Source organism: Bifidobacterium samirii, assembly GCF_003952945.1.
In the GTDB taxonomy this organism is placed as follows: domain Bacteria; phylum Actinomycetota; class Actinomycetes; order Actinomycetales; family Bifidobacteriaceae; genus Bifidobacterium; species Bifidobacterium samirii.
In genome coordinates, this window is record NZ_QXGK01000003.1 from 20,431 (window position 1) to 47,144 (window position 26,714).

20 protein-coding genes and 2 pseudogenes are annotated in these 26,714 nt (G+C 68.4%); 15 read left to right on the forward strand and 7 right to left on the reverse strand.

Going from position 1 to position 26,714, the window contains the following annotated elements; all coding sequences use genetic code 11:
• Nucleotides 1-62 precede the first annotated feature (62 nt).
• From D2E24_RS02210 to D2E24_RS10245, 4 genes are all read left to right on the forward strand, one after another.
• Complete coding sequence (locus D2E24_RS02210) at nucleotides 63-1,331, forward strand: nucleotidyltransferase domain-containing protein (protein ID WP_164520964.1); 1,269 nt, start codon at nucleotides 63-65, stop codon at nucleotides 1,329-1,331.
• Between the two features lie 300 nt (nucleotides 1,332-1,631).
• The gene (locus D2E24_RS02215; RefSeq protein WP_125967708.1) at nucleotides 1,632-6,923 is read left to right on the forward strand and encodes a discoidin domain-containing protein; all 5,292 of its coding nucleotides are present in this window, start codon (nucleotides 1,632-1,634) and stop codon (nucleotides 6,921-6,923) included.
• Between the two features lie 29 nt (nucleotides 6,924-6,952).
• Complete coding sequence (locus D2E24_RS02220) at nucleotides 6,953-7,690, forward strand: hypothetical protein (protein ID WP_125967709.1); 738 nt, start codon at nucleotides 6,953-6,955, stop codon at nucleotides 7,688-7,690.
• 63 nt (nucleotides 7,691-7,753) lie between these two features.
• Nucleotides 7,754-7,900, forward strand: coding sequence for a hypothetical protein (locus D2E24_RS10245; RefSeq protein WP_164520965.1), 147 nt, complete (start codon nucleotides 7,754-7,756; stop codon nucleotides 7,898-7,900).
• Nucleotides 7,901-8,004: 104 nt separating this feature from the next.
• Here the strand turns inward: D2E24_RS10245 and D2E24_RS02225 are convergent, their stop codons facing one another.
• The 7 genes from D2E24_RS02225 to trxA form a co-directional block, all read right to left on the reverse strand.
• Nucleotides 8,005-9,492, reverse strand: a complete 1,488-nt coding sequence (locus D2E24_RS02225; protein WP_125967710.1) for a hypothetical protein — start codon at nucleotides 9,490-9,492, stop codon at nucleotides 8,005-8,007.
• On the reverse strand, nucleotides 9,476-10,042 hold the full coding sequence (locus tag D2E24_RS02230; RefSeq protein WP_125967711.1) for an arsenate reductase/protein-tyrosine-phosphatase family protein: 567 nt from the start codon (nucleotides 10,040-10,042) through the stop codon (nucleotides 9,476-9,478). The genes D2E24_RS02225 and D2E24_RS02230 overlap by 17 nt, the downstream gene beginning before the upstream one ends.
• A 179-nt stretch (nucleotides 10,043-10,221) precedes the next feature.
• A complete protein-coding gene (locus D2E24_RS02235; protein WP_125967712.1) occupies nucleotides 10,222-10,761 on the reverse strand; it encodes a hypothetical protein in 540 nt (179 codons plus the stop codon).
• A 358-nt stretch (nucleotides 10,762-11,119) separates the two neighbouring features.
• Nucleotides 11,120-11,320 (reverse strand): helix-turn-helix transcriptional regulator, encoded by a 201-nt coding sequence (locus D2E24_RS02240; protein WP_125967713.1) that lies wholly within the window; start codon nucleotides 11,318-11,320, stop codon nucleotides 11,120-11,122.
• On the reverse strand, nucleotides 11,310-11,729 hold the full coding sequence (locus tag D2E24_RS02245) for a hypothetical protein (RefSeq protein WP_125967714.1): 420 nt from the start codon (nucleotides 11,727-11,729) through the stop codon (nucleotides 11,310-11,312). The genes D2E24_RS02240 and D2E24_RS02245 overlap by 11 nt, the downstream gene beginning before the upstream one ends.
• Nucleotides 11,730-11,940: 211 nt before the next feature.
• The gene (locus D2E24_RS02250; RefSeq protein ID WP_125967715.1) at nucleotides 11,941-12,966 is read right to left on the reverse strand and encodes an aggregation-promoting factor C-terminal-like domain-containing protein; all 1,026 of its coding nucleotides are present in this window, start codon (nucleotides 12,964-12,966) and stop codon (nucleotides 11,941-11,943) included.
• Between the two features lie 223 nt (nucleotides 12,967-13,189).
• A complete protein-coding gene (gene trxA / locus D2E24_RS02255; RefSeq protein WP_125967716.1) occupies nucleotides 13,190-13,549 on the reverse strand; it encodes a thioredoxin in 360 nt (119 codons plus the stop codon).
• Nucleotides 13,550-13,804: 255 nt separating this feature from the next.
• On the opposite strand from trxA, the gene D2E24_RS02260 reads away from it, so the two are divergent.
• From D2E24_RS02260 to D2E24_RS02305, 11 genes and pseudogenes are all read left to right on the forward strand, one after another.
• Nucleotides 13,805-14,431: an NUDIX hydrolase family protein gene (locus D2E24_RS02260; RefSeq protein ID WP_125967717.1), complete on the forward strand. Its 627-nt coding sequence runs from the start codon at nucleotides 13,805-13,807 to the stop codon at nucleotides 14,429-14,431.
• Between the two features lie 90 nt (nucleotides 14,432-14,521).
• Entirely contained in the window at nucleotides 14,522-15,379 is an 858-nt protein-coding gene (locus D2E24_RS02265; RefSeq protein WP_125967718.1) for an alpha/beta fold hydrolase, read from the forward strand.
• Between the two features lie 80 nt (nucleotides 15,380-15,459).
• A complete protein-coding gene (gene nudC / locus D2E24_RS02270) occupies nucleotides 15,460-16,596 on the forward strand; it encodes an NAD(+) diphosphatase (RefSeq protein WP_125967719.1) in 1,137 nt (378 codons plus the stop codon).
• Between the two features lie 49 nt (nucleotides 16,597-16,645).
• Nucleotides 16,646-17,050 carry a glycine cleavage system protein GcvH gene (gene gcvH / locus D2E24_RS02275; RefSeq protein WP_125967720.1) on the forward strand — a complete coding sequence of 135 codons (405 nt, stop codon included), beginning with the start codon at nucleotides 16,646-16,648 and terminating at the stop codon, nucleotides 17,048-17,050.
• Nucleotides 17,051-17,213: 163 nt separating this feature from the next.
• Complete coding sequence (locus tag D2E24_RS02280; protein ID WP_241222823.1) at nucleotides 17,214-18,443, forward strand: App1 family protein; 1,230 nt, start codon at nucleotides 17,214-17,216, stop codon at nucleotides 18,441-18,443.
• 78 nt (nucleotides 18,444-18,521) lie between these two features.
• Entirely contained in the window at nucleotides 18,522-20,996 is a 2,475-nt protein-coding gene (locus tag D2E24_RS02285; protein WP_125967722.1) for a S9 family peptidase, read from the forward strand.
• Between the two features lie 45 nt (nucleotides 20,997-21,041).
• The gene (locus D2E24_RS02290) at nucleotides 21,042-22,073 is read left to right on the forward strand and encodes a 3-isopropylmalate dehydrogenase (RefSeq protein ID WP_125967723.1); all 1,032 of its coding nucleotides are present in this window, start codon (nucleotides 21,042-21,044) and stop codon (nucleotides 22,071-22,073) included.
• A 152-nt stretch (nucleotides 22,074-22,225) separates the two neighbouring features.
• On the forward strand, nucleotides 22,226-23,299 hold the full coding sequence (locus tag D2E24_RS02295) for a lipoate--protein ligase family protein (protein ID WP_125967813.1): 1,074 nt from the start codon (nucleotides 22,226-22,228) through the stop codon (nucleotides 23,297-23,299).
• A 214-nt stretch (nucleotides 23,300-23,513) separates the two neighbouring features.
• Nucleotides 23,514-23,864, forward strand: a pseudogene (locus D2E24_RS10835) (cyclic nucleotide-binding domain-containing protein); the annotation flags it as partial.
• A pseudogene (locus D2E24_RS10840) lies at nucleotides 23,865-24,209 on the forward strand (Crp/Fnr family transcriptional regulator); the annotation flags it as partial.
• A 117-nt stretch (nucleotides 24,210-24,326) separates the two neighbouring features.
• The gene (locus D2E24_RS02305) at nucleotides 24,327-26,657 is read left to right on the forward strand and encodes a transglycosylase domain-containing protein (protein ID WP_125967724.1); all 2,331 of its coding nucleotides are present in this window, start codon (nucleotides 24,327-24,329) and stop codon (nucleotides 26,655-26,657) included.
• Nucleotides 26,658-26,714: the final 57 nt, after the last annotated feature.

Here is a 26,714-nt window from a genome sequence, read left to right on the forward strand (position 1 = left end):
GGAGGGCGGACGGTATGATGCGAGGAGCATCATCATCCACGAATCCGGAAGGACCCGCGCGCATGAACGCCGACAGCCGTATTTCGCCGTCCGTCATCCACGTCGATGCCATCATCCGTCTGTCTGCCGCCGGACTGCGCGCCACGACCGTCGACGCGGGCTCGCTTGCAGGATTGACGGCAGCGGATTGGGCGGCGATCCATGCGATGGCGCACACGCAGAGCATCGAAGCGCTGTGCTTCGCCGGACTGCCCGAGGAGGCGGCGGAGACGATGGATGCGCCGACGCTCTCCCGGTGGCGTCGCGAATCGGATCTGACGCTGTACCGCCAGTTCGCCTATGACGCCGAGCGCGACACGTTCCTCGCGCAATTCGCCGCACACGGATTGTCATGGCTGACGTTGAAGGGCATCGATATGGTCGCCTATTATCCGCAGCCGGGATTGCGTTCGATGGGCGACCAGGATCTGGTGGTCGCGTTCGTCGAAAACAAGGCCGCGGATGTGACGCGCACCGCCGAAGCGGAATCCATCATGACGGATGTCATGACCGGACTCGGATACACGCGGAACAAGGATTCCGAACGTGAATTGGGATTCGTCAAGGACGGCCTGCATGTCGAATTCCATCGCGCGATGATGTCCGACATGGAAAGCGCCAACGGATTCTACAGCCGTGACGTATTGGAGCATTACCGCAACCCGTGGAGCCTCGCCGTAAGCGATGACGGGCGCGCGTATCGATTGCCTCCGGACGAGGAATACCTGTTCCATGTGGCGCACATGTGGAAGCATTACAACTGCACCGGGTTCGGCCTGCGGTTCCTCGCCGACACGATCGTATTGCGGGAACGCTACCGCGACGTCATCGACTGGGCGGCGATGGGGGAGACGCTGGACGCGATGGGCATGGGCGGATTCGAACGCACCGTATGGTCGCTGTCGCGCACGCTGTTCGACCATCCCGAGGACTGGGCGGACCGGCTGGGGGAGCGAGAAGGCGAGATGCTGGCCGAGATCATGGGAGGCGGCACGTACGGGAACGCCGACCTGCTGATCGCCAAGCAGGTGCAGCGGCGTGCGTCCGCGTACCGCGAGCGCAGCGGCGGGAAGACCGGCCGTATCGGTTTTCTGGCCGACTACTGGATGCGACGATTGCTGCCCGACCGGGAATGGGTGCGCATCTACTATCCGAAACTCGCCCGATTGCCTCTGTGGCCGCTGTTCGTGGGGTGCGCCCGCGTCGGCAGCGCGCTGTCCCATCCCGGGAAGATCATGCGGGAGATCGACGAGACGCTTCGGCGTGTCGGACGCGACGCCAACAGGGAGTAGACAGGGGCGTAGACGACGACGCAATCCGGGCGTTTTCGCCGGCGGAGATAACGCCACGGTTCGTGGTAGCGTCCTACGACGTATGTCTTGCACAGGACTCCCGCACACGCTGCCGGGAGCGCCTCCAGTGCGGCCAACTGCGAGTGGGGAGAAACCTTGGAATTATTGGGTTTGCCCCGTCCTCAGCCGATGCGCCGCACCCACCGTGCCGTACCGCGGAAACGAGCCCGCGCGGCACGAGAAGAGAACACGATTCGTCCGTGACTCCACGGATCGAAACCGCACTATAAGGAGAACAAGGTGACGCTACACAGGCGCGTGAAGTCGCTGCGCGGTGCCGCCCATCGAACCATCGCCATGGCGGCGGTCTCGTCCCTGCTCGCAGGAACGGTCATGCTGGCCATGCCGACGCCCCACGTCCACGCCGACGAGGCGCAGCTGCAGCAGCTGCTGGAGCAGCAGCTCGCCGAGCACGCCGACCATGCCGACACGGTCCTCGACGCCGACGACGTCACGCAGGACGGGGCCGTCGTCGAATACCCGAACGAGGATGCCGAGACGGACGGCGCCGACGGGTCGGATCAGTCCGCCGACGCCGCCGGCCAGCAGCCTGCGGACGGCGGTCAGGACGACGCTGCGGCGGCGGACGACGGGACCGCGACGGTGGATGAGAGCGCCGGCATCGTCCGCGCCAACCTCTCGGCCACGCCCAACTGGAACACCGCGGACTACCTGGCCCGCTATCAGGCTCCCGTGACCAGCTATACGGCGAGCATCCCCGGCTTCAACAACAACTACTCCATCGACAAGGCCTTCGACAACAACTGGAAGAGCATGTATTCGGCGCATGACGCCGGCGAGACCGTCATCACCATGAACTTCGGCAAGGTGGAGGACCTCAACCGCTTCCTGTTCCAGAGCCACGACAGCGGCTCCAAGGACGGCTATCCGACCAGGTTCTCCATCCGCGCGTCGCTCACCGGAGACCCCGATTCGTACACGGACGTCATCACCGGCTACGAGTCCGAAGCGGCCGGACAGCAGCTCTCCTTCAGCTTCACCACCCCCTTCAAGGCCAAGAGCGTGCAGCTGGTGATCCACACGGCGCATAACGACGGCAAGGCCCGCGTGGCCGAAATCAAGTGGCTGCGCCACGACGCCGTCGAAGAGGAGGTCAACAGCCTCTTCGCCGACGCCGCACGCACCCAGCTCGCCGAGGAATGGAAGTCCGAGGAGAAGCTCACCGCACTGCGCGAGCGCGTCGAACAGCACGACTACGCCGACACCATGATCGGCTACGTGGAGCGCGCCTTCATGATCCTGCGCGGCGAATGGGCGCTGAACGCGACCCTCACCCGCTCCACCATCAAGGCCGGTGAAGGCTACGACGCCGAGGCGTACCTCAAGCAGTTCCAGACGCCGGTCGACGTGAAGGGCTCCACGACGAGCAACCCGGGCCAGAACGGCAACGAGTTCGAGAAGGCGTTCGACGGCGACTGGAACACGCGCTACTTCTCCACCAACACCGTCCCGACGACCGTCACCATGAAGCTCTCGCACGAGACCAAGGTCCACCGCATCCTGTACAGCACCGGTCAGGGCAATGCCCACGGCTACCCGAACTCGCTCAAGATCAGCTTCTCGGATACCGGCCACGAGGGCTCCTTCCGCGAGGTGAACGCCTCGTTCAGCGCCACTGCCGACAAGGTCATGTTCACGCTTTCCGAGCCCGTGACCGCCACGTACGTGCGCTTCTACTTCGACGGCATCCACGGCGGCTTCAACGGATTCCGCTACTGCGCCTCCGAGATCAAGGTCCTGGGCTTCGACGAGGTCGGGGACATACTGAACAACAAGCTGTTCTCCGACGAGGCCCGCACGAAGGTGGCGGACGACTACGCCACCACCGAGGCGCTCGACGCCCTGGAGGCCCGCGTGAAGCGGCATCCGAACAAGAACGGCATGCTGGGCTACATCGAACGCGCCCGCATGATCCTCGCCGGCACCTGGGGGCTCTCCGCCACGCTCACCCGCACCACCATCAAGGCGGGGGAGGGCTACGACTCCGAGGCGTACCTCAAGAAGTTCAAGGCGGACGTTGACGTGGCGGGCTCCCGCACCTCCAATGCGGGCAGCAACGGCAACGAACTCGCCAAGGCCTTCGACGGCAACTGGAACACCCGCTACCGCGCGACCGACTCCGGCACGTCCACCGTCGTGGTGAAGCTGAGCAAGAAGACCAAGATCCACCGCATCCTCTATGCCACGGGCGAGGGCAACGGCTACGCCTATCCCACCAAGCTCAGGATCGGCTTCTCCGATTCGGGCCTCGACGGCTCCTTCCAAGAGGCGAGCGCCGCTTTCAACGCCACGGGCGACAAGGTCATGTTCACGCTGTCCGAACCGGTCGAGTCGAAGTACGTGAGCTTCAACTTCGGCGGTGAGATCAGCGGCGGCTTCGGCCAGTTCCGCCACGCCGCGGCCGAGATCAAGGTCCTCGAATTCGACCAGACCGCCTACGACGTGAGCGACCTGTTCGCCGACGAGCTGCAGCACACGCTCAAGGACCAGTACAACAACGAGGAGTTCCTCACCGACCTGCAGGCCCGCGTGGATGCGCACCCCAACAAGGACAGCTTCGCCAACGCCATGGCCCGTGCGTGGACGGTGTTCCGCGGCGAGCTCCCGGAAGAGAAGAAGGACCGCTTCGACTGGCCGCTCTACACCGTCCAGAAGACCGGCCCCGACTACCAGCGTGCCGTGTGGGTGATCCTCTGCGACGGCTACCGCGCCGAGGAGCGCGAGCGCGCCATCAAGGACGTGCAGAACCTCATGGGCCAGCTCATGGAGCGCGAACCGTACCGTTCCATCGCGAGCCGTCTCAACATCTACGCCTACGTCCCCGAATCCGTGGACAGCGGCTTCTCCAAGTACTGGAACGACACCGCGTATCGTCGCAACACCTTCTTCAACTCCGTGCGCAACCCGTCCGTGGGCGGCACCTATATTCCCGGTCAGGTGCAGACGGCGCGCGAGTACATCCAGAACAACCTGCTGGACAAGGCGCCCGGCACCACCATGACGCAGATGATGCACGCCACGCTGCTCGTGAACGACTCCGACTACTGGGGTTCCGGCGGCTGGACGTCGGTCGCCTCGCGCGGCGGCGGCGCCTTCATGATCAGCCATGAGGCGGCGCACTTCTTCGCCGGTCTGGTCGACGAATACGCCGACAAGGGCGGCGCGGGCGACTCCCTCGGCAACAACGAGACGCTCAACGACGACCCCAAGACCGTGCGCTGGCGCGAGTTCCTCGGCCTGCGCCGTACGGGCATCTACCGCCAGGGCGCCAATGCCACCGGCTTCACCGCCTACGAGAGCTGCACGATGCGCGACTCGTACCTGCTGCGTTTCTGCGAGATCTGCCGCGAGACGGTGTTCCGCAAGATCAACGACTGGGCGAAGGGCGACCCGCTGCCCATGTACGTGGCGCAGCCGCAGGTGACCATCGTGCGCACCGATCAGGAGAAGGCCGACGGCAACGGCACCGGCTGGGACAAGTACGACAAAGCCGGCAACGCGCCGGAGTACCTGTCTGGCCCCGAGATCGGCAACGGCAACATCACCTCCGCCAACGGCCGTCAGCTGGAGTACCGCACGGTGGTGGAGAACTTCACCTCCACGTACCAGGACGTGACGCTCAAGTTCTCCATCGTGGGCGCGGACGGCACGACGAAGTACGCCAAGGAGCAGACCTTCTCGGTGCGCCCCAACACCGAGATCCCCGCCGACGTCAAGCCGAACAACTCCAACGACATGCGCCAGGCGGCGGCCCAGTCGCTCGCCATCACCACCGATGAGGCGATGTCCGGGCTCGTGGACGGCGACAAGATCGTGGCGAGCGTGGTCTACGACGGCGACGTGCTGGCCACCGCGGGCGACGAATACATCGCCAACGACTTCAACAAGTCGAGCTACGCCACCGTCAACGTGGCCTACAAGCTGGTCGACGTGAACGGCAACGTGACGGGCGACGTGCCCTACACCGTGGCCATCCCGCGCAAGCTGGTCGCCGGCGAGAAGCTCAACACCGGTCTGCCCGAGATCTACGGCTACTCGTATCTCAGGACCACGGCCGACGACGTGGAGATCGACAACGACACCTACTCGCCCGAGGCGGGCACCACGGTCAACGTGGTGCACTACTACCGGGAGAACTCGGCCATGGTGACCAAGCGTCTGGTCGACGTGAACGGACTCCTGATCTCCGAGACGTCCTCGCGCGTGGTGACTGGTGCCACGGTCACCCCGGTCAAGGGCGACTTCACCGTGGGCGAAGGCTATGTCATCGACGTGCCGGACGCCGTGACCGTCGGCTCCGAGGACGTGACCTTGACGTACACCGTGCGCAAGGGATCCGACGTGACCAACGCCGCGCTCGGCTCGACCGTCAAGGCGTACAACCCCGACGGCACGCCCGGCTTCGAACGCGAATCCCGCCCGCTGAAGATCGGCGTGGACGGCAAGAAGGACAGCACGGACTCCTACGGCGACTTCAGCGGCTCGGACAACAAGGCGGCCAGCTACGCCGAGTTCGACCTCGGCGGCACGTACGAGCTGATGGGCGAAGGCGACGACCCCACCAAGGACGTCATCCGCCTGTGGCGATACTGGGGCGACGCCCGTGTTTATAAGAACACGGTCATCGTGGCCTCCGAGAAGGGCACCTTCGAGGACGGCGACTACACCGTGCTCTACAACGCCGACGCCGACAACAAGTTCGGCTTCGGCATCGGCACGGCTACGACCTACGGTGAGACGCAGGACGGCCTGCATGTGGACGTGGCCTCCGGCGTGCGCGCCAGCAGGATCCGCGTGTACATGAACGGCAGCAACAAGAACCAGTCCAACCACATCGTCGAATTCGAGGCGATGGGACGCAAGCTCGACCTGACCTACAACACCGAACTCGAGCAGATGATCGATGAGTTGTCCGCCAAGGTCGAAAGCGGCCTGTACACCGAAATGTCGGCGGCCGCGGCCCGCACCGCCATCGAAAGCGCACGACGCAAGCTCGTCGCCGGCGTCGGCGTGGACGACATGGTCGCCATCCGCACGCAGTTCGAGGCCGCGGAGAAGAAGCTGCGCGTCAAGGACGCGAGCGACGGCGTCATCCAGTTCCTCGGCGGCAGCCTGCGCTACTCGGATAGCGCGGCCTCGTCGCTCGACGGTCTGCGTGTCGGCTTCGGATTCATCGCCCCCAAGGGCGCCGAGATCGTGTGGAGCAAGACCGGCTGGCATTACGGACGGTCCGCCGACGGACTCGACGGATTCAAGGCCGTCGAACGGTACGTCACCAAGGACGGCCAGTACGTCGCCAACCTGGTCCTCACCGACATCCCCGCCGACAAGTACGGCATGATCCTGTACACGCGAGCCCAGCTCACCTACCGCAAGGACGGCAAGGAGACGACGATCACCGCGTCCAGCGTCAACTCGCGAAGCGTCGAAGGCGTGGCCGGCAAGATCATGAACGCGTCCGGCGCGACCGACGACGAACGCGAGCTCGCCACGGCCATCCTCGAAGGCTGACCCGACGCGACGGTCGAAAGGAACTGACGATGGCTTCCCAGGAAACCCCTCACGGCACCGGTCCCGTCGTGCATGACGACGGCATCGGCGCGGAACCCGCCGCGAAGGCCGACGCCGTCATGGCGGCGTCGGCGGACGCTACGGACGCTCCGATCATGACGGCGACGGACGCATCATCGGATGCGATCGTCATGCCGTCCTCGCCGGTCATCACGCCGACCGTACGGTCGGTCGCCGAGACCGACGAGCCGACCCCGTCGCGGCTGCGCGTCGCCTGGTGGTGGCTCACCGAGCAGGACTGGCGGGCGAAGGCCACCGCGGTGGCGTTCGTGCTCGCCTGCCTGCTGACCGTGTTCGCCGTATCGCAGGCCATCTGGCGTGCGACGATGACGCCCGGCGTCGACCGCGAACTCCAGGAGTGGGCGCTGAGCGGCCGCGACGCCGACAACGAACTGTCCTCCTCGGACCTGTTCGGCGGCGACGTCGAAACCCCGACGGAAGACGGGACGTCGGAAGGCCCGGACGCTGCCTCCGACGAAGCGTCCGGATCCACGTCCGGCAATGCGTCCGGCAACGGCTCGTCCAGCGGTACGGGAGCGTCATCCGGAACGTCGACCGGCGGCCAGAACACGGCCGGCGACGGCACGCAGGACACGCCGTCGGACGATCCGGCCGACGACGTCGACCCGACCCCCGACCCCGGCCAGCCGGACGACGGCAAGGACGAGCCGTCCGACGGCGACGGCCGCTGGACCGGCTACTACTGATCGACCGGCCCGCGGCGACACCGCGGGCCGCAACGAACCCCCATCCACAATGAAAGGACCGACATGAACCTCCGCAACGAATACGAGACCGCCCGCATGGATATCGTGCGCTTCGGAGCCGCCGACGTGGTGCGCACCAGCGGCGGCACCGACGTCGACATGAGCGACGCCGACACTGATCTGTCGTTCTTCGACGTGTTCGGCAACTGAATCCGGCGGTTCGTCTGACGGACGAACATTCGCCGACCCGACGAGAGGCCCTCACCGGAACTCCGGTGAGGGCCTCTCATCATAGTTGCCCGGCCGACGGCGAGTCAGACGCGGCGCCGCGCGACAAGGGGAGCGGCCCAGACCAGCATCGGGAGGGCGGCGAAGGCATACCCCTCGAACTGGATGTACAGATAGGCGACGAGGACCGTCCAGCACACCAGCGTCTTACGCCAGGAACGCATGCCGGGGATGTCGGCGGTGGAACCACAGGCAGGGCCTGCGACGGCGCTCCCGTCACCGAATACCGGCTCCACGCTCGTCCGGCAGACGGTGACGATATGCCGGATCACCAGTACGACGACCAACGCAAGCCCCGTCAGCCCATACTCGGTCAGGAAGCTCGTGTACGCGCACATCGTCCACACCGTGTCCGGCGTCATCGACGCGAACCATGCGGACGCCGGCGACGGGTCGAACCCGAACGCGGCGAGCAGCGAGGACGCCGCATCGGCGCCGGCCTTCGTCGCATCGTCGATATTGCCCGCGCCGAAACCGGTCAGCAGGTACAGCGGACGCCGCAGCAGTCCGCACAACGGGCCCAACGACTGGTAGATGCGTGCGAAGAACGAGCCGTCGCCGTCGGCGCCGTGGTGCACGATCGACGACAGCCGGCTGTTCGCCACGATGCTCAGCACGCCCAGCACGGCCGCGCCGGCAAGCCGGACGACGCCGCGACGGCGGTCCGCGGCATCATGCCAGCGGGTGCACTCCACGATGACGACGACCAGTGCGACCAGCGCGTCGAGGATGATGCGCACGCCCGCACCCATCACGACCGCCCCGACCGAAAACACGGCGATCAGCGTGCGCAGACGATGGGCGAGCACCGAATCACGGCCGCGCGTCAGCCACATCAGCGGCAGCAGCACGCCGAACAGATGCATGCCGATATAACTCGGCTCGGCGAACAGGAACTGCGGGCGGCCGCCTCCCCACGGTGGGGTCGACGACACGTACGAGCGCAGCATCAGATGGTCGAAATACCACAGCACCGCGCCCAGTTCGAGACGCGCCGCCGCCCACTGCAGCGCGCCCACCGCGAACGCGAACCAGTAGGCGGCGAGCACGATGCCCACCATCGGCCGCCACGGCAGCCGCTTGACATGCAGCGCGACATCCAGCGCCGCCAGACAGGCCAGCGCGCCGACCACGGCCATCAGACTCGTCACGGCCGGCACCGGATGGAACGCGACGCACGTCCACCCCGGGGCGGACAGCACCACCAGCGCGGCCGGCAGCAGGAACCACACGCGCCATCGACGGTACACGACGCGCAGCGCGCCGGGATTGGCGAGCACGTACACGAGGAACAGCCATGGCGAGATCGGCGACCAGAACGGCGCGTACGGGCCGATCACGGTGCCGTCGACGGGCAGCGCGATCAGGGCGAGATAGAACAGGACGTCGCTGCGGTCGCGCAGATGCGACGCGGCCAGACGGAGGCGCAGCGGCGGCTGACCCGGCGACGGCTGCGCCGGCCGCGGCTGGGTCAGCCGTCGCCGCGGGGAGGCGGGTTCAGACGGCGAGCGCATCGATGATGGTGACGAGGCCGCGCGTGATCTCGCCGTGCACGCGCTCGAACACCTCCTGCGGCTGGCGGTGCGGGTCGGTCGTCTCCCTGGCCTTCGGCAGGAACGGGCGGATCAGCGGCGTATCGTCGATCAGACGCTGGATGCGCGCGTCAGTGGTCGTGTCGGCGTCGAAATAGCCGTTGAGCTTCATGGAACGGCAGGCGTTGACCGCGTCGTCGAACAGGAACGTGCGGGCGCGGGCGGTCGGATACTGGGAGAGCAGTTCGCCGATCTGTCCGCGTTCGAAGCACAGGATCAGGTCGGCGGCGGCGCTCATCTCACGGGTGAGGACGGTGGAACGGAAGTCGTCGATGGCCTGCGGGTCGTTGCCGTCGGCCTTGAGCAGTGCGGCGGCGCTCGGATCGATCGGATGGGCGGGGTAGCGCAGGATGCCTGCGCTGGTCACGTCGATGCCCTGGATGCCTCGTTCGGCGAGCAGCCGGCGCATCGTGAACTCGCCGATGGGGGAGCGACACTGGTTGCCGGTGCACATGAACATGATGGTGGTCATTACGGGGCCTTTCGTTTCGGATGGGTTGGATTCGGTGGGATGCGAGGGCGGGTACGGGGGCATGATGTCCCATGGGTGCGAAAAACCCCGGAAACCGTTGGTCTCCGGGGCTGTTCGGAACGGACGGATGCCGTGTGCGGGCCGGACCTGCCGACCGGCTACGCGGCGGCGATCCGGGTTCAGCGGGCGTTGGCCTTGCGCACCGAGAAGATGGCGATGCCCGCGGCGGTCAGCAGGGCCACGACGATCGCGTACGGGGCGATGGCGGCGCCGGTGTCGGCGGTCGTGCCCTTGTCGCCGGCGCCCTGATTGTCGCCGGACTGGTCGCCTTCGCCGGTGGCCGGGGCGACGAGCGTGATGGTGAACACGGTGCCGCTGGTCTCGCCGGTGAGGATGATGTGCGGCATCTTGCCCTCCTGGGCGGCCTTGACGCCGGCATCGGTCAGGGTGACGCGCAGGTCGAGGCCGCCGTCGGCCTTGGCCTGGAACTGCTTGGAGCGCTGGGCGGCGAGTACCACGTCGGTGACGTACCCGTCGTCGAAGGTGGCGGTGACGGTCTCGTACGGCTGGAAGGTGCCGGCCGGCACGGAATAGGTGACGGTGTTGCCGGTGACCGGGATGGTCGCGCCGTAGTCGACGGCCAGCGCGGTGTTGGCGGCGAAGCCGAAGCCGAACACGGCGGCGACGGCGGCCAGCAGGGCCATGAGCTTCTTCTTCATATGATTACCTCCTAAAAGCGGGAACGGTCGGACGGTTCCCGGGAACACGTCCGCGGCGGGCGCCGCATGCGCGTGCACGCTGGCGGCGACCGGCCGTGCCGTTTCCCCGACCTCGTTCACGCGGGCCACGATACACGCGGCCATGGGCCGGCGGAAGGGAGTCGGGGCCGGCGGATGGGAGGGCGGGTGACAAGGATGTCACGCGATGTGATGACGTTCGCACACCGCGCGAAGGCGTATTCGCGTGTTCAAAACGTTGGAATCAAGCGGTTCCTGAGGAATCGTGCGCGGTGTGGCGGAGCATCGTCCCGCCGCGACACGCCGAAGCGGCCGGAATGCGGGGCGGGCGGACGGTCCGTCAGCGTTCGTCGTCGAAGCTGAACAGGTCCTCGACGGTCGTGTCGAAGATGCGCGCCAGATCCATCGCCAGCCGCAGCGACGGGCAGTACTGCCCCTGTTCGAGCCGGCCGATCGTCTCGCGGCGCACATTGACCATGTCGGCCAGTTCGGACTGCTTGAGCCCGCGTTCGAGCCGGCGGATCCTCAGACTAGTCCTCATCGTCGCCTCCCGCGCCGCCGCGCTCCAGCCACAGGTAGCGCGCGTCGGCCACGGCCAGCGCGAGCATCGCCATCGTGGGCAGGAACATCGGACGGAACTGCACGTAGGTGCGCGTGTACAGGGAGACGAGCACCGCCGCGAACCCCACGGCGGACATCACGGCGACGAGCGTCAGGAACGCGAAGCGGAACGCCGCATGCTGATGCTGGTCCGACAGCTCGTCGGTACGCGGATTCGTGCGGTTGAAGATCAGCGTGACCCACACCTCGCCGGCGATCCACACCAGCGCGATCGCTCCCGACATGGCGAGCGCCGCGACGCTGTCGTCGCGCAGCAGCTGGAAGGCGCACGAGACCGCGCCGATCAGTTCGATGACCATGCGGATGGCGACGTAGCGGTTGAACGTCAACGGAACCTCCTTGCGGGTGGACGGGACGACGGTGCGGGACGGAACGGATCGGGACGGATCGGATCGGGACGGCGCGATGCGGCGTCCGGAGAGCGGCCTCCACGTCCGGGGCGATATGGAACGTCCGGCCCGCATGGGCCGGACGGGAGCGGGCCGGACGTCGTCGGCCGGTCGGTCGGATGGACGGAACCTGCCGGCGGGCATCCGCCGATCAGTACCAGTGGTTGGCCAGCCAGAACGAGTAGGCGCCCTGGATCGAACCGTAGCGGCCGGCGCAGTAGCTCCAGAACCACTTGAGCTGCGTCTGGTAGTTGGTGGCCCAGTCGGCGCCGGCGGACGCCATCTTGCTGCCCGGCAGCGCCTGGGCGAGGCCGTATGCGCCGGACGAGGCGTTGGTCGCGTTGACGCGCCAGCCGGACTCGTGGCTGATGATGTAGACGGTGGCGGTGAAATCGGCCTCGGAGTAGCCGTTGGCCAGCAGATAGTCGTGCGCCCACTGCTGCATGTCGCCGGCCGGGACGGTCGTGCCGATGGATGCGGCAGCGTCGGAGCCGGACGATCCGGACGTGCCGGCGGACGTGCTGCCGGTGCCCACGAGGATGACCTTGTCGACGGGCGCCTTCTTCACGTACGAGGTGAACACGTTGGAGGAGATGACGGTGTCGCCGGCGCGCTTGACGAGGCTCGTCGTCTCCATGACGCCCTCCTCGCCCTCGGTCTCGACCTTCTCCTCGCCCTCGGGCAGTTCGTCGGTCTCCTTGCGCACCTCGTTGAACGCGATCGGCTCCTCGCTCGTCTCGACCTGCACGCCGGCGCGTTCGATCGTGATGACGGTGGACTCGTCGACCTTGTCGGTGAGCGCGGGGCTGACCGTGTCGTCGGGTTCGAGGGTGATGTCGCCCGCGTCCAGCACGGACTTGACGTCGGTGAAACCGGAGCCGAGGACGGTGCGCGATTCGCCGTTGATGCGCACGGTCACGTACGTGGTGTCCTTGTCGGCGCCGCGCAGCTCGTCGCGCGACTGGCCTCGGGAGACGTCCAGCGCATCCGGGTCGGTCGCCGAATAGGCGGTGACCTGCTGCGACTCCGCCGCCTGCTGATGTCCGGCCATGTACATGGTGCGCGAGGCGACGCCGCCCACGACCAGCGCGACCCCCGCGACGACGCCCAGCATCCGCGTCCACTGACGCCTGCTCAGGGATCTCAACGTGGGGGTGTGCCTGGCATGATTGGCCATATCGCTCCTTCGACGCCCGGTCGTAATGCTGCCGATTCATATGCGCCCGTGAACGGCGCACCATGCACCAGTCTAGCCGCATGACGGTACGAGAGACGGTCGGCCGTGGTTCGGGGGAATGGGGGAATATGGGGGGCGGGCGTCGACTGCATCCGACGCCCGCCCTCCCCGGCGCTCATTCGGCCATCCGGCCGGTCGGCGGTCCGACCGCCCGATCATCCGATCACTCGGCGGATTCGCCCTGCTCGCCGTCCTTGGACAGGTCGAGGGCCTTGGCCTGGGCGATCACGTCGTCGAGATCGGAGGCGCGCAGCGCGCCGGCCTGCTGGAACACGATCTGACCCTGCTTGACGATCATCAGCGTGGGCACCGCCTGGATGCCGGCCGCCTGCGCCAGCTCCTGGTTGGCGTCGATGTCGACCTTGGCGAACACGACGTCCGGATGCTCCTCGCTGGCCTTCTCGTACACCGGGCCGAACGCGCGGCACGGGCCGCACCACGTCGCCCAGAAATCCACGAACACCAGCTCGTTGTCGGTGATCGTCCTCTCGAAATCCTTCGCCTCCAGCGCAACGGTCGCCATGGCGGACCTCCTCATTCGTCTGCTTCGTATGCTGCGTACACGTAAGTTCGCCGCCGAACCGGCGGACGTGCATCCCAGCATCGCATCACCACGCAACAACCGGCGGCCGTCGCGCCACGACTTCTCGAAGAGCGGAACGAGCGCGTCGGCCCGACACGCCGCCGGGCGCACGCTTGCGCGCATCGCCGGGCGCTTCGGGCCCGCTTCGGGCGCGGCGTGCGGGCCGACGGGCGAAAGGGGACGATAATGAAGGGTATGCCAGTCTTGAACGATGAGGTGCCCGACGAGGGCGACTTCGACGCGGGCCGCCGCCGCGGGGAATTCGACGACATCACGCCCGAGGACTTCATCCGGGGCTCCGGCCGGGGCAACCCGCCCGGATGGCTCGGATCCGCCGACATCGACCGGTTCCGCCGGCAGATGCCCGTCGCCTACGTCGAGATCGTGCCGGTGCGCACCGACGACCTCGGCCGCGTGCGCCAGGTCGGCTCGCTGCTGCGCGTCGGCGACGACGGATCGATCGAACGCACGGTGATCGCCGGCCGCATCCTGTACCACGAGACGATCCGCGAGGCCATCGCGCGCAACGTCGCCAAGGACCTCGGCGACATCGCGCTGCCGGTGCTGCCCGCATCATTGCAGCCGTTCACCGTCGCCGAATACTTCCCGACGCCGGGCATGTCCGAATACCACGATCCGCGCCAGCATGCGATCGCACTGTGCTACGTGGTGCCGATCGCCGGCGACTGCCATCCGCAGGACGAGACGCTCGACGTGGAATGGGTCGATCCGCACGGCGACCTCATCGACACGTTCATCGCGCAGATGGCCAACGGCCACGGCGACGTCGTGCGCAAGGCCATCGCCTGGGCCGGGCAGTGACCCGACCACGGACCCATCGGCATCAGGGGGACACGGCGCCGGGCGGCAGAGCGCCGGCCGGCACGGACACCGGATACACACGGAGGAATCATGACGTTCGCCATCACCAACACCATCCACCGCGAGGGAGAACCGGGGGAGGGGACCCCGCTCGTGCTCGTGCACGCGTTCCCCATCGACCACCGCATGTGGGACGAGTGCGCCGCCGAGATCATCCGCCAGGCCGACGAGGCCGGACTGCCCTCCTTCCCGATCTGGGCGCCCGACATGCCCGGCGCCGGCGACGGCCCCATCCCCGACGAGTCGCAGTCCGGCGGCGCCGACCCCGACGGCGCGTACCCGCATGCGATGGACCTGCTCGCCGACGCGTACGTCGCGATGCTGCACGACGCCGGCCATGACAAGGCCGTGTGGGTCGGCCTGTCGATGGGCGGCTACGTCGTGCTCGACATCCACCGCCGCCACCCCGACGCGGTCGCCGGCATCGCCCTGTGCGACACGAAGGCCGACGCCGACGACGCCCGCCAGCGCGCCAACCGCACCGCCATCGCCGACACCTGCATCCGCGAGCGCACCGTCGAACCGGTGATGCACTTCGCGCACGCCACCGACGCCGACTCCAGCTTCAAACGCTCCGACGCCGGCAAGGCGCTGTTCGCCCGCTGGATCGGCGACCAGCGGCCCGAAGGCGTCGCCTGGCGCCAGCGCATGGCCGCCGCCCGCCCCGACCTCAACGCGCAGCTGCCGCTCATCGACGTGCCCGCGACCGTCCTGACCGGCGACCGCGACCCGTCCAGCCCGCCCGCCGTCATGCATCCGATCGCCGCCGCGATGACCGCCACCGCCCCCGCCGTCGTCGACATCGCCGACTGCGGCCATTTCAGCGCCGTCGAACACCCCGACCAGGTCGCCGCCGCGCTCGTCGACCTCATGCGCCGCGTCGGCTGACCGCCCGGCCGGTGCCGTCGGGACGGCCCTCCGGGCGCTCCGACGGCACCGGCGCAACCATCTTCGCTAAGGAGACCATCATGTTCTCGCCGTTGGCGCTCACCCAGGCGCTTCCGTTCCTTCCCCTCGCCCAGGGCGACATCGACTACCGCAGCGACCTGCGTTCGCAGGACGGCATCATCGCCCGGCTGCTGGCCGACCCGTCCACGACCGTCATGCTCGTGCGCGGCGGCCGGATCGCCGTCCCCAAGGGCCAGGGCGTGCTCGCCGAACGCGAGACCGCCCGCATGCGCCTGGCCACCCTGCCCGGCGCCTACCTCGCCGACGAGCTCGCCGCGCACCCGCAGGCCGTCGCGATGATGCTCGGCGCGTACGGCGCCGACGCCGGCTCCGGCGACGGCCACGGCGCGCACGTCATCGCCATCGACCTGACGCGCGTGAGCGAACGCCCCACCGACGCGGACGAACAGGCGGCGCTCGCCGTCGTGCCCGATGCGGCCGGCAACGGCGCCGACGACGCGTTCGACGAGCGCGCCGGACGTCCGGCGGCTCCGCCCGTCCCGGCGCGTCCGAGCATCCTCGAGCAGGCGATCCGCCGGTTCGACTGGGTGGACCTGCGCGGATTCGCGCCGCACGCGTCGGCGCGCGAGGCCGGGCAGGCGACGACGGCGGTGCCGCTGTCGATCTGGCACAACCGCAAGCGGTTCTGCCCGACGTGCGGTGCGCCGGTGGAGACGGCGATGGCCGGCTGGGCGCAGCGCTGCACCAACGACGAGGACGGGCGCCGCCTGCTGTTTCCGCGCGTCGAACCGGCGGTGATCAGCGCGATCGTGGACCGCGACGACCGGCTGCTGCTCCAGCACAACGCGGCATGGTCGGATCCGCGCCTGTATTCGGTGTCGGCCGGGTTCGTGGAGGCCGGCGAGAACCTGGAGCATGCGGTGCGCCGCGAGGCGCGCGAGGAGACGGGTCTGACGATCGGCGAGGTGCGCTATCTGGGCTCGCAGCCGTGGCCGTTCCCCGCGTCGCTGATGATGGCGTTCAAGGCGCTCGCCCTCGACACGGACATCCGTGTGGACGGCGAGGAGACGATGCACGCGAAGTGGGTGACGCGCGACGAGTACACGGCGGAGCTCGTGTCGGGCCGCATGGTCGCGCCGGGCAAGGCGACGATCGCCCGCTACATGATCGAGGAGTGGTACGGCCGCGAGATCTGACGGGCGACGGTCGGGCCTGTGCGTGCGCCGCGTGCGTTAGGCTGGGGGCATGAGCGAAAACACCGCGGCGTCCATGCCGAACCTTGATGTCCCCGACCAGCTGATGTACTCCGAGGAGCACGCCTGGCTGGATGATTCCGTCTCGCCGGCGATCGTCGGCATCACCGAATACGCGGCCGCCCAGATGGGCGAGCTCGTGTTCGTGGACCTGCCCGAGCCGGGCACGCGCGTCGAAGCGGGCGACGAGATCGTGGAATTGGAGTCCTCGAAGGCGGTCCAGCCGCTGGTCAGCCCGGTCGCCGGCACGATCCGCTACGTCAACCGCGACGCCGCCGACGATCCGTCGGTCATCACGTCCGACCCGTACGGCGAGGGCTGGATCCTCAAGGTCGAGCTCGACGACGACGAGCCCGACCTGCTCGACGCGGCCGCGTACGCGAAGCTGACCCGCTGAGCCGCCGCTTCCATCCGATGCCGTCCGCCGCGCCCCCTCTCCGGATGGACGCGGCGGACCCCGCGTAACCCGCCCGCCGTATAGTGTGACCATGAGCAGGGAACGCCACAGCAGCACAGTCAGGGACGGCATCGGCGCGGGACTGCCGCCGCTGCGATCCGTCATGCCGTCGCCCGCCGCGCCGTCGGCCGGCGAGGGCGGCGACGGCGGCGACGCCGACGCGATGGCCACCGTCCCCATCCCCGCGCACCGCGTCGTCACCACGTTCGACGCGGCGTCGCGCCATGAGCGGATCGAGTCGAAGCCGCTGCCGGTGCGCCTGTTCCGCCGCGCCGTGACCGGCGCGTTCGAGGCGTGGGTGCGCGTCTCGACGCGCGTCGTACGCCATTGGGACTGGTATCCGAACGTCGAACCGTACGTCGGCTACGGCACCGAGGACTATTCGCGGCTCATCTGCCGCACCCTGTACGCGCCGCGCAACGCCACGCCCGGCAAGCTGATGCGCGGCATCCACGGCATGCTCACCGTGCCGGCCGCCCAGCGCCAGGTGCGCATCTCGATCGACGGGATGCCGCTGCAGACCGTGCAGATCGGACGATCCGAATCCTACGACCGTCCCGACCGCTCCCGTGCGTGCGGCAGCGAATACGCGATCTCCGACTCCAGCGGCTACCTCGACCTGGTGGCCGAATACCTGCTGTCGCCCGGCATCCACCGCGTCGCCTACCAGGTGCGCGGCCGCCGCGAGGTCGAATCGAACCTGTTCACGATCCCGTCGGGCGCGCGCGTGGGCATCATCTCCGACGTGGACGACACGATCATGGTCACGCAGGTGCCGACCCTGTGGAAGGCCGCCTACAACCTGCTGCTGCGCAATCCGAAGACCAAGGCGTCCGTGCCCGGCATGAGCGTGCTGTTCAACAAGCTCGCCGACCTGTACCCGGATGCGCCGTTCTTCTACCTGTCGACCTCGCCGTGGAACGTCGAAAGCTCGATCCGCCACTTCATCATCGACCACGGCTTCCCCGAGGGGCCGCTCCTGCTGCGCGACCTCGACCCGCGCCCCAAGACGTTCGTGCCCAGCGGCACCCAGCACAAGCTCGAATTCGCCGAACAGCTCATGGCCGACTTCCCCGACATGAAGTTCATCCTCATCGGCGACGACGGGCAGAAGGACCCCACCACGTACGCGACGATCGTCAAACGCTACCCGGGGCGCGTCCTGGCGATCGGCATCCGCCAGCTCAGCCCGCGCGAATCGTCCGCGCTCGGCTCGGTCGCCGGCGTCACCGCCACCCAGCCGATGCCCGTCACCGACGTGCCCGTCTTCACCGGCACCACCGGCGCCAACCTCATGAAGACGATGCTGCCGTACCTCAAAAGCCGCATGTAGCCGCATGCAGCCGCATGCGCGACCGCACATGAACGCGGCCGGGCGGAAGCCGCGCGCCCGGCCGCTAGAATGGCGGTCATGACCCAAGAACCCGCCATCGCGCCCGCCGCGCCGCCGGCAGCCAGGCGCACGCCGTTCGCCCGCACGTTCCACGGCGACACGTTCACCGACCACTACGATTGGATGCGCGACAAGGAGTCGCCCGAAGTGCGCGACTACGTCGCCGCGCAGAACGCCTACTGCGAAGGCCGCATGGCCGGCCTGCAGGGACTGCGCGACACCCTGTTCGACGAGCTCAAGTCCCGCATCCGCGAGACCGACATGTCCGTGCCCACGCGCATGAACGACTACTGGTACTTCGCGCGCACCGTCGAAGGCAGCCAGTACGGCATCCAATGCCGCATGCCCGTGCGCGGCGAGGACGACTGGGATCCGCCGCAGGTCGACCCGGCCAGCACGCCCGGCAGCCTGCCCGGCGAGGAGATCATCTTCGACGCGAACCGCGAATCCGCCGGCCACGACTTCTTCCGCCTCGGCGGCATGGACCTGAGCCGCGACGGCCGCTGGATGCTCTACGGCACCGACGTCACCGGCGACGAACGCTACGACTTCCGCATCCGCGACCTCGTCACCGGCGACGAGCTCGACGAGACGCTCGCCGGCATCGGCGGCGCCTCGCTCAGCCCCGACGGCAAGTGGGTGTTCTACGTGATAATCGACGACGCATGGCGACCGTACGCGGTGCGCCGCCACCGCGTCGGCACGCCCGTGACCGACGACGTGGAGGTCTACCGGGAGGACGACGAGCGCTTCTGGGTGGGCGTCGGCATGAGCTTCGACGAACGCAGCGTCGTCATCGGCACCGGCTCCAAGACCACCACCGAAGTGTGGATGCTGCCGCTCGACGACCCCGAAGGCGAGTTCAGCGTGTTCATCCCGCGCGAGGAGGGCGTCGAATACGACGTCAGCTTCGGCTGCTTCGAAGGCGCCGGCGAGGACGGCGCGGACATCCCCATCGCCGTCGTCTACCACAACGCGCACAACCCCAACTTCGAGATCGACGTGATCGACATGCGCGGCCACGAGCCGCCCTACCGACTCGGCGAGGGCGTCGTCGTCGCGGCCGGCTCGCCCTACGGGTGCGAGCGGGGCGACGCATGCGAGCCGGGCGCCTCGGCCCGGCCCATCGGCGCCGCCTACCGCAACCCCGCCAACCCCGCCATCCTGCAGGGCGCGCACGGCCTGGCCGTCGAAGGCATCGCCATCCACCGCCACTTCGTATCCCTGTCCTACCGCGCCGGCGGACTCGTCCACTCCGCGCTCATGACCAAAGACCAGGCCGCCGCCGACTTCCTCGCCGGCCGCCCCTGGTCGTTCCGCGAACTCAACCCGCCCGCCCTCGACGGCGACTGGGACGCGTACGCGCAGGCCGCGGCGCTCGCCGCCGACGGTCCGGAAGCCGGCACCGACGCGGACGCGTCGGCCGACGGCAACGACATGGTCACGACGTGGGACGGCGCCGCCGACGACCTGCTGCCCGGCGAGACCCGCCGCCTGTACACGATCGGCGCGGGCGGCAACCCGTCGTACGACGCGCCGCGCATGCGCTACTCGTTCTCCAGCTACACGCGCCCCGGCGAACTGCACGAGATCGACCCGGCCACCGGCGAGGACCGCCTGCTCAAGCGCGGCGTCGTGCTGGGCGGCTTCGACCCGCGCGACTACATGGAACGCCGCGTGTGGATCACCGCGCGCGACGGCGAGCAGATCCCCGTCTCGCTCGTCTGGCGGCGCGACTTCCCGGTGAGCGAATCCGCGATGTTCATCACCGGCTACGGCGCGTACGAGATCAGCTCCGACCCCGGCTTCTCCGTGGCGCGCCTGAGCCTGCTCGACCGCGGCGTGCTGTACGCCGTGCCGCACATCCGCGGCGGCGGCGAGATGGGCCGCGCCTGGTACGAGCAGGGCCGCCGCCTCAACAAGAGGCACACGTTCGAGGACTTCGTCGACGCGACGGTCGCCCTGCAGGAGGCCGGACTGGCCGACCCGCGGCGCACCGTCGCCAACGGCGGCTCCGCCGGAGGCCTGCTCATGGGCGCGGTGATGAACATGGCGCCCGAACGCTACGCGGGCATCGAGGCGGACGTGCCGTTCGTGGACGCGCTCACGTCGATCCTCGACCCGTCGCTGCCGCTGACCGTGACCGAATGGGACGAGTGGGGCGACCCGCTGCACGACGAGGACGTGTACCGCTACATGAAGTCGTACACGCCCTACGAGAACGCGCCCGAGCCCGGCGAGGACGGCTCGCCCGACCCGCGCGCCGCCGCGTTCCCGAAGGTGTTCGTCACCACGTCGATGAACGACACGCGCGTGCTCGTCGTCGAACCGCTCAAATGGACCGCCCGGCTGCAGGCCGCCGGCGTGGACGTCGTCACCCGCATCGAGGTCGAGGCCGGCCACGGCGGCACCACCGGACGCTACAAGCAGTGGCGCGAGGTGAGCTACGAGAACGCGTGGTGCCTGGCCATGATGGGCCTGTCCACCAGCTGAGCGGACCCGTTCCATCCCGGGGATGCGCGAGTAATGTCGCCTGCCATGAGCAAGACATACAACATCGCCGTCATCCCCGGTGACGGCATCGGCAAGGAAGTCACCCCGTGGGCCCAGAAGGCCCTCGAAAAGGCCGCCGAAGGCGTCGCCGACTTCACCTACGAGCACTTCGACCTCGGCGCGGAACGCTACCTGCGCGACGGTGCGATCCTGCCCGACGACGAGCTGGAGCGCATCAAGACCACCGACGCGATCCTGCTGGGCGCCATCGGCGACCCGCGCATCAAGGCCGGCATCCTCGAACGCGGCCTGCTGCTCAAGCTGCGCTTCTCCCTCGACCAGTACGTCAACCTGCGCCCCTCCAAGCTGTACCAGGGCGTCACCTCGCCTCTGGCGAACCCGGGCGACATCGACTTCGTGGTCGTGCGCGAAGGCACCGAAGGCCTGTACTGCGGCGCCGGCGGCGCGGTCCGCCGCGACACCCCCGCCGAAGTGGCCACCGAGGTGTCCATCAACACCGCGTACGGCGTCGAACGCGTCGTGCGCTACGCGTTCGAACTGGCCATGAAGCGCCGCAGGCACATCACGCTCGTGCACAAGAAGAACGTGCTCATCAACGCCGGCGACATGTGGCAGCGCATCGTCGACAAGGTCGGCCAGGAGTACCCGGAGGTCACCTGCGACTACTCGCACATCGACGCCGCCACCATCTACCTCGTGTCCGACCCGTCGCGCTTCGACGTGATCCTCACCGACAACCTCTTCGGCGACATCCTCACCGACGAGGCCGGCGCCGTCGTGGGCGGCGTGGGCTACTCCGCGTCCGGCTGCATCAACGCGTCGAACGAATACCCGTCGATGTTCGAGCCGATCCATGGCTCCGCGCCCGACATCGCCGGCCAGAACAAGGCCAACCCGACCGCCGCGATCCTGTCCGCCGCGATGCTGCTCGAGCATCTCGGCTTCGACGAGGCCGCGCAGCGCATCCACAAGGCCGTCGAGGCGGACATCGCCGAACTCGGCTCCACCGTGCGCTCCACCGACGAGGTCGGCCGCGACATCCTCGCGCGCATGTGATTCCCGCACGGCGGACGGCGGCGCGTCCCGCCGTCCGTCGTCTCCGCAAGGCCTCCCTCCACCGGTTCCACCCGGGAGGGAGGCCTTGCGCATTCCGCCCGCTCGCGGCGCGCATCCGATAGGGTGGAGGCGTGGAGCTCGAAACGAACACGATGACGCATGCGCTGGACGGCGCGGCGACGCCGACGCGCGCCACCCGACGCGGCGAATGCAAGACCCCCGGCGGCAAGCTGGCCGCCGTCACCATCGCCGGCGGCGCGTGCCGGCTCGACGGCGACTTCTTCACCGACGGCGACGACGCGGCCTCGGCTGCGCTCCTCGCCGACATCGAACGCACGCTCGGCGCGATGACCGACGCCGTCGACGCCGCGACGGACGCCGCCGCCGATGCCGTCGACGCCGCGATGCGACGACACCCGGACGCGCGGCTCGTCGGCACCGACGCGCGGGCGATCGCGCTCGCCTGGCAGCGGGCGCTCGCCGGCGGCGATGCGCCCGCGGCCCTCTGCGCTCCGGCCGCCGCGGCGGAGCCGCCCGACGACGACTGGCGGGCATGGTGGCGCGACCTGCGCCCGGTCGTCGTGATCGACGACGTACGCGACCCGGACGAGCAGATGGCGCTCGACGAACGCTGGGCGCGCGAGGTCGCGGCGGGGGAGAGGCCCGCCACCGTCCGCTTCTGGCGGTGGGGCGCGCCGGCCGTGGTCGTCGGCCGCTTCCAGTCGATCCGCGACGAGGTGCATCTGGACGCGGCGCAGGCCGAAGGATTCGCCGTCGTGCGCCGCTGCACCGGCGGCGGTGCGATGATCGTGCGCCCCGACGACGTCATCACCTACTCGCTGTACGCGCCCGCGTCGTTCGTCGCCGGCGTCGACGCGGCCGCCGCCTACCGGCGCTGCGACGGGTGGGCGGTCGACGCGCTGCGGCGGATGGGCGTCGACGCGCGCTTCGGCGGGCTCAACGACATCGTCTCGCCGGACGGCAAGATCGGCGGCGCCGCCGCACGGCGCTTCCCCGGGGCGGTCGGCGCGATCCTGCACCACACGACGCTCGCGTACCGCATCGACGCGGACGGCATGGCGCGCATCCTCAACACGTCGGCGGAGAAGATGCGCGACAAGGCGGTGCGCTCGGCGCGCCGGCGCGTCGACCCGCTCGCCAACCGGACGACGCTGGACCGCGACGAGATCATGCGACGGCTGGCGGACGCGGCCCGCATGCGGTGAGCGGCGACGCACCAGTCCGGCGGCCGGCGCCGGCGGGCGGGTCGGACGTCGGCGCGGAAGCCACTACAATGGACGCAGTCAACAACGGCGGGCGTCGTCGTCGGCGCTCGGTCAACGTCTGGGAGGTGCGATGGAAGCGAACGGGACGAACACCACGCCGAACACCACTGCCGGCGCCGCGTCGAACGTCACTCCCCACGCAGTGCCGAACACCATGCCCGACGAAGGCAACACGCTGCTGCACACCGCCCTGTTCGCCCAGGTGTCTCCCGACGAGGCCGGCGAACTGCTGCCGTTCCTCAACGAGGCGGTCTACGACAAGGGCGAGTCCATCTTCTCCGAAGGCGACACCGACCACCGCCTCTACGTGCTCGAATCCGGCAAGGTCAAGCTCACCCGCACCTCGTGCGACCAGCGCGTGCAGCTGCTGTCGATCCACGCGCGCGGCGAGGTGCTCGGCGAGATCCCCGTCTTCGACCCCAACGGCGGCCCGCGCACCGCGTCCGCGGTCGCGATGACGGACGGCACGCGCGTCGTCTGGCTCGAACGCGACGTGCTGTTCGCCTGGCTCGACCAGCATCCGCGCGTCGCCGTGGACATGCTGCGCGTGCTCGCCGGACGCATGCGCTCCAACAATGAGCACATCAGCGACCTCGTGTTCATGGACGTGCCCGGCCGTCTCGCCAAGACGCTCCTCAACCTCGGCAGCCGCTTCGGCGAACCCGTCGAGGAGGGGCTGCTCGTGCCGCACGACCTGACCCAGGAGGAGATGGCCCAGCTGGTCGGCTCCTCGCGCGAGACCGTCAACAAGGCGCTCACCGACTTCTCCAACCGCGGATGGATCGCGCGGCGCGGCCGCTCCATCGTCATCTACCAGCCCGGCATGCTGATCCGCCGCTCGCGCCGCTAGGCGTCGGTCCATGCGTTTCTAGCGTTTTCCCAGCGAATCACAGGGTCTTGCGGGTTTTGTGACGAAGCCGGCCGGACCCGGACGGGTCGGACGGCAAGGTAGAGCGGGGCTCTTAGAATGGGCCGCATGCCCAAGAAGAACTCCCTGACTGCTTCGCGCGTGCTCGCGCTTCTGATGGCCTATCTGACCCTATGCGTGGCCGGCGGCGTGGTGTCCAGCGTCCTGCTCATGCCGGCCGTGTTCGGCGCCAACAAGGTGGCGCAGGCGGTGGCTCCGTCGCTCAAGGTCGAGGGCATCGATTTCGATGTGACCAGCCTGCCGCAGAAATCCACGATGTACGCCTCCGACGGCACGACCAAGATCGCCGAATTCTACGAGGACAACCGCATCGTCGTGCCCATCAAGGAAGTCTCGACCTACATGCAGAAGGCCATCGTGGCCCGCGAGGACAGGCGCTTCTTCGACCATTCCGGCGTCGACGTGCAGGGCGTGGCCCGCGCGTTCGTCAACACGTACCTGCTGCAGAAGGCCCAGCAGGGCGGCTCCTCGCTCACCCAGCAGTACGTCAAGAACGTGCTGCTCACCCAGGCCGAGCAGAGCGGCGACCCGATCGCCCAGTACCATGCGTCCGAGGACACGATCGCGCGCAAGCTGCGCGAGATGCTCATCGCCGTGCAGATGGAGAAGAAGTACTCCAAGTACGAGATCCTGCAGGGCTACCTCAACATCGCCCAGTTCGGCAGCCAGCGCCTGTACGGCGTCGAGACCGCCGCCCGACGCTACTTCGGCGTCTCCGCCAAGGACCTCAACATCGTCCAGTCGGCCACGATCGCCGCCATCACCAAGAACCCCGAACACCTCGACCCGTCGATCGAGGCGAACCAGGAGGAATCGCAGAACGAGCGCAACACGGTGCTCATGCTCATGCACGATCAGGGCATGATCACCGACGAGGAGTACGACGAGGCGGTCAACACGCCGCTCGTCGACACGCTCAACATCCAGCCGATGACCGCCGGTTGCGCCAACTCCGGCGAATACGGCTTCTTCTGCTCGTACGTGACGCAGAAGATCCTCAACTCCGAGGAGTTCGGCAAGACCGCCGAGGAGCGCAACAGCCTGCTCAAGGAAGGCGGTCTGACGATCGTCACCACGCTCGACGTGGACACGAGCAGCCTGCTCATGGAGACCGCCCGCAACACGATCCCCGCCGACGACCCCAGCGGCTTCGAGATCATGATGGCGTCCGTCCAGCCCGGCACCGGCGAGGTGCTCGGCTTCGGCATCAACCGCACGTACACCGGCTACGAGACCGACGACCAGACCGAGACGTCGATGAACTACATGGTCGACGCGATCGACGGCGGCGGCTCCGGCTACGGCATCGGCTCGTCGATCAAGCCGTTCAACCTCGTCGCCTGGATGCAGGCGGGCCATTCGATCAACGAGAACCTGCAGACCACGACCAGCTACCCGACGTACGAGTTCGCCTGCGACGACTACTCCGGCAGCTCCACGATGTACACGGGCGGCACCGACTCGTGGTCGGTCAGCAACGCACTGACCAACGGCACCGTCAACCCCGAAAGCCCGTTCCTCGGCCTCGTGCGATCGCACAACACGACGATGGCGTCGATGGGCGCGATCATCGGCCTGTGCCGCGTCGCCGACGCCTACACGGCCGCCGGCTACCATGACGCGTACAGCGGCGAGACGATCGACAAGTCGTCCGTGTACGCCCCGGCCATGATGATCGGCTCGATCAACGTGTCCCCGCTGACCATGGCCAACATGTACGCGACGCTCGCCGCCGACGGCGTCGAATGCACGCCGATCGCGATGAAGAAGGTCACCCGCATGAACGGCGAGGAGATCGACGTGCCGAAGGCCAACTGCCATCAGGCGATCGACTCCGACATCGTGCAGACCGTCGCCTACGCGATGAACCAGGGCACCGTGCGCTCCGACGGCGCCGGCGTGTACGCCAAGCTGCCCAGCGGCCGCAAGACCTTCGCCAAGACCGGCACCCACGAGGACCTGATGGTGAGCACCGGCGGCTTCATCCCCAAGCAGATCGCCACGTTCGTGCTCGTCGGCGACGCGCAGGCCCCGGGCTCCAACCGCATCGCCAACATCGCCATCAACGGCGTGTACAACAGCTACTGGGACGGCGGCACCATCGCCGCCCCGGCCTGGCGCTCGTTCATGGACGCGTGGGCCGACCGCAAGGGGCTGGGCACCGACGTCGGCAACGACTACGGCAACCCGGCGGCCAAGTACACGGCCACGACCGGCGGCGTCACCAACATCAAGGGACAGACCGTGGGCGGCTCGACGCGATCGAACTCGGGCGCGACGTCCAACAGCGGAACCGGGACCACGTCCACGGACGACCGGAACCAGTCGGCTCAGTCGGATGACGCCGACGACGAGTCCGACGACGAGTGATCCCGCCCGGACGGACGGAAACGGGGAGGCCCCGCACCGGATGGTGCGGGGCCTCCC